This is a genomic window from Planctomycetota bacterium, assembly GCA_016872555.1.
In the GTDB taxonomy this organism is placed as follows: Bacteria; Planctomycetota; Planctomycetia; order Pirellulales; family UBA1268; genus F1-20-MAGs016.
Map to the genome: position 1 here is coordinate 1 of VGZO01000107.1, position 4,751 is coordinate 4,751.

The 4,751-nt window shown below is 66.7% G+C and carries 3 protein-coding genes; all 3 read right to left on the reverse strand.

Annotated features, from left to right (window positions below; all coding sequences use genetic code 11):
• A partial coding sequence (locus tag FJ309_17110; protein ID MBM3956293.1) for a choice-of-anchor D domain-containing protein occupies positions 1-3,163 on the reverse strand: 3,163 nt, incomplete at its 3' end.
• Between the two features lie 204 nt (positions 3,164-3,367).
• Positions 3,368-4,012, reverse strand: coding sequence for a PEP-CTERM sorting domain-containing protein (locus tag FJ309_17115; protein MBM3956294.1), 645 nt, complete (start codon positions 4,010-4,012; stop codon positions 3,368-3,370).
• A gap of 508 nt (positions 4,013-4,520) precedes the next feature.
• Positions 4,521-4,724, reverse strand: a complete 204-nt coding sequence (locus FJ309_17120; GenBank protein ID MBM3956295.1) for a hypothetical protein — start codon at positions 4,722-4,724, stop codon at positions 4,521-4,523.
• Positions 4,725-4,751: the final 27 nt, after the last annotated feature.

Below are 4,751 nucleotides of genomic sequence, written 5' to 3' on the forward strand. Positions count from 1 at the left end.
CGCCGATCCCGGAGACGACGATCGACGACGTCACCGGCGAAAACCCGCTCGCCGGCTTGTCGGGGATCGCCAGCGCCGTGGAGCTCGTGAACGTCGTCTGCGTCGGCGGATCGACGATGCCGTTGCCGTTGGCGTCGATGAACAGCGTCCGGCCCGACAGGCCCGGCTCGCCGGGATCCTTCACGCCGTTGGCATTGGCGTCGTCGAACACCCGCCCGTAGAAGCGGTTGTTCACTCCCGAGCCGAGGTCGTTGCCACGGTCGGTGCTCGCCGGGCCGGTCACGGTAAACGACCGTGATGCGACACCGGAAGCGGACCATCCGGCGGGCAGGACCGATGCGAGGGAATACGTGCCGGCCGCCAAACCGCTGAACGAGTAGAAGCCATTGGCATTGGTCACGGCCGACTCCTCGCCGGTGCGGACACGGATCGACCAACCGGTGAGTGTTCCCTGATCGGCCTGGAAGAAGTCGGTGATCTCCAGGCTCCAGGTGCCGTTGGGATCTTCACCAAGCAGTGCCGACAACGGCTGTGCGGGCCGGAATCGCCCCGTGAACGGCGGCGTGCCCGCCGTGATCGCCGTCCCCGCCTGATCGTCGAAAATCGTTCCCGTGAAGTTGTCGCCGGAGCCACCGACGCTCTCTGCCAGCATGATCCGCCTCCCCGACGGTGCGATGAGGACGACGTCGAGGTCAGAGATCCAGGTGTGGTTGATGTTGACGGTCACGTCGACGTCGGTGATCTTTTGTGTCAGGCCGGACACGGCCAGCGTCGAGACCAGCGGTGCCCCGGCGCCGGTGGCCGTGCCGTCGGGAATCAGGCCGACGTCGATCGCGGCGTTGACGGTGACATCCTCGATCGCGTTGTCGAACGTCCCGTTGCCGTTGGTATCGAGGAACACCGTCCGGCTTCCGATTCCGGCCTCGTCTCCCTGCCGAACGGCATCGCCGTCAGCGTCTTCGAACAGATATCCCGAGACGTTGGTCGGCGTTCCGGTCCCTTCGACCGTGAATACGAAACTCCCTTCGTCGGCGTCGTTGGAGAGAATCGTCACGGTGCCCGACCTGGATCCCGCCGCGGACGGCGTGAACCGAATGGTGAACGTCGTCCCCTCGCCGAGTCCGAGCGTCGACTGCCCAGGCCCGGTGGCGACGGTAAAGTCGCCCGTCGCCGTCAACCCCGAGATCGTGAGCGGTAGCGTGCCTTGATTGCGGATCCGCAGCGTGGCCACGACGCTGTCGTCGACGAGCACGCTGCCGAACGAGCCGGTCGATCCGTTGGTGATTTCAAACCCGGCCGACGTGACCGAGATCTCGCGCGTGCCGATCGCCCGCACGAGGCTCCCCGCCGACAGCAGGCCGAAGCCGTGCGTCAACGACTGACCGGTGGCCGGATCGTAGGAAAACCCGGTGTCGGCCGTGCTGATCAGCGTGGTATTGGCGCGCATCAGCGATCGCAACTGTGCCGCCGACAAGGTCACCCCCAGCACCTGCGCGCGGGCCAGCGCCAGGGCACCGGTCCCCGTCGCCACGGGCGCCGATGACGAGGTGCCCCCGAACCCGGTCGCACCGTTGCCGGTGTAGTCGCCAGCCGCTCCAGCCGCGGTGTTGTAGCCGGCGCTGCTGACCCGGTCGGTCGTGTCGATCGCCAGGTAGCCGGTGCGGAAGTCATTGCTCGGCGTGAGGATGTCGAGCACGGCACCGACTTGGCTGTACTCCGACCGTTGGCCGAGGTTGTTCATCGAACCGACGACGCTGATCCCCGCGTTCGTCGTAGCCTGTGAAGCGGGATAGCCGACCAGCGCCAATCCGCCGTTACCGGCGGCGAAAAACTGCGTGCTGCCAAGTCCCTGACGACCCTGGCTGGTCGCCCACGTCAGTGCTCCGTTGATGGCAGCGCTGTTCGCACCGCCACCCCATGAGTGGTTGGAAACATCCCCCGCCTTCCACGAGCCGAGGCCGTTGGCCGTCCGACCGGCAGCGTAGTAGATCGCCTCGGCGATCCGGGCGTCGGTGGCAGCAACGTTGTTTTCGAAAATCCGCGACGACAGTACTGGCGTGCCGTAGGAGGCGCCGACCACACCGACGCCATTGTCGCCCCGCGCCGCCGCAACCCCGGCGACGGCGGTGCCATGACCGTCGTTGGCGGTGTTGGGGACGCTGATGTTATTGTTGCTGACGAAGTTCCAGCCGTTGACGTCGTCGACCCAGCCATTGCCGTCGTCGTCGAGCCCGTTGCCGGCGACCTCACCCGGATTGACCCAGGGGTTGATGTCGGGATGGTTGGTCGGCACGCCGTCGTCGACGACGGCGATCGTCAGTGCGGTGGAACCACCCTGGACCACGTCCCACGCGGCCACGAGATCTGCGTCGGCCCCGACGGCTCCGGGCAGCCCGCCGCTCTGTCCGGTATTTTGCACGTGCCACTGGTTGGGGATTCGGGGGTCATCCGGCAGGTAATACCGCTGCCAGTTCTGGTGAAAATTGGGTGCGGCCCAGGCGAGCTGCCGGTCACCGTCGAGCCCGTTGATCACCTCCAATGCGGCCCGGCCCGGACCGGCCGCGAGCGTGACGACGAACTGGTTCGGCGTGCCGGCCAGTGGCCGGTGAGCCGCAAACACCGGACGGGCACCGAAGTACGCTGCCGCGTCGACACCGTCGGCAAGCTCGACGATCGCCTCGTCGAGCAGCACGGCCTCGGAACCCGAATCAAGCACGTCGAACACCGGCACCTCGCCATCGACGACGCCGCGGGCGTACAGCGCCTGCAGCGTGGCTCCGTCGAGCGGCCCGGTCGTGGCGTAGACGTCGAACCGGCTGCCCGCGAGACCGCGGAGGAACGTCAGCCCGACCTCCGTTTGCCACGACCGATCGGCACGCCCCGCTGCGGTCGCCGCGAGGGCTATCCGCGTGGGGCTCTCGACCATCCCGATCGCCACTCCGTCGGCGATGTAGTGGTCCGTAGCGACCAAGTTGGCCACGACCGGCCGATGTCCACCGCTGGGCAACGAGCCGCCCGACCGGGCACTCGTGCCGTCGTCTTCAACCAGATGCAGCGGGCTGACGGCGAGCAGGTGACGTGCTTCGAGCGACTCATGGCCCAGCGGCCGCGTGAGGCGTCGGGCGGCACGACCGCGAGCGGAGGGACGGCGACGGGTCGACATGGCTCAAGACTCCGGCGAGATTGGTTGGGTCACGGGATGCAGTCCGATCACGAGCTCGATGAACCTGGGCCGATCTCCCTCCGCCACAGGAAGCTCCATGAGGATATCGGGTAACAGAAATCCATGAATCCGTCAATGTTCCGGTCGCCAAACGCCTCTCGGTCCGAGGCGGATCCGACCGCAGACCAGTGGGATATAGCGTCGTCACGCGGTGCCAGTGGACGATTTCTCCCGCCGCCGCGCGCTCTTCCACCCGACGGCCATTCCGCCACCGACCGCCAGCCCCGCCATCGCGATCGTGCTCGGCTCGGGGACAGCCTGCAGCGTGTATGTCGTCGGGACCTGGGTGGTCGGCAGCACTTGTTGTAAGGATGCGTCGGCCACCTCCAGGCCACTGAGGGAGATCGTGTACGTTCCGGGGACGACGTCTACACCCGACGTGTCGAGCGTGAATGTGGCAATCGTGGTCGGGGTGGTTGTCATGGTCACTGGCGTGAAGCTGAATGACGTGTAGTCGGCCGTCAGACCCGATCCCGCCGGAGGGAAATCGGAGGCGAAGAATCCGTTGGCGCCGCCCGGAAAGAGGAAATTACTCCCGCTGGTGATCACGCCACCCATCTTCGCCGTATCGCTGAGGTTGACCGTGAAATCGACGCCAGTGACTTGTTGGTTCCCGGAATCCGACTCCAGCGTGACGGCAAATGTCGCCGTTGCGGGAATCGTGATCGCGCCGGTCGGGGTCACCTGTGAGACCCGGTAGATGATGCCGGCGTCGGCTGCCGCCAGTGTCAGCGCGATGCTGACCACCGACACCACGAACCCCGCGCCAAGATGCTTGAAACCACGCATGATGACCTCCAGCGATGAGAACAAAACGAACAAACGACGGTGTATGAGAGGTACGGTAGCGACCAAGCGCGAACCTCCTCGACCCCGGGCGAAAGCCAGCGGGACGGGCGCGCGCCTCGACGGCGCGCTCGATGAATACGGTCTCCAACAGTTGCCCCGACGCCTCCCTTCGATGCAGATGCCGTGCCAATGCCGCTGCAATCAGGACTGACCCGATCGCGCGCGGCACGGCCGCAGGCAGCGGGTATCCGCGGACGATGCCTCGCGTCGCACTCGTCATGCGGTCGAACGCGTAAAAGGCCGAGATTTCGACGATCGGCGGTCGCCGCAACGTGCGGCTGGAAAGCGGGTCGTCAGCGTCTACCCCGCCGACGAGAGGCAACCTGCCATGGCGTGCCGTGATGCGATTCGCCCCAGGTGAAACCTGGTCCATCGACACCCCTGGGGCGAATTGCCCCGGAGTGAATCGACGCACGGCGTCGCATGCTTTCGCCGGATCGCGGCCGCGTCAGCGTTTCGGCTTGGCGTTTCCGGTGGGGGTTCCGGCCGGCGCGTCGGGCTGGCTGACCTGCTGGGCCCCGGCCCAGGCGGCGAGTGCGGCGAAGTCGATCGAGCCACCACTCCCCGATGTCCCCGACTGGAGCGACGGTCCGGACGGTCCGGGTTCGAACGTGCCGTGGCCGCTCGAGCCAGCCACGGGGATCGTGATCACGCGGAGCTCGCGGAGCCCGATCTGGCT

What these genes read in the sequence shown, in the direction of transcription:
- FJ309_17115 (MBM3956294.1), bottom strand. Translation starts at nt 4,012, where the DNA reads ATGCGTGGTTTCAAGCATCTTGGCGCGGGGTTCGTGGTGTCGGTGGTC.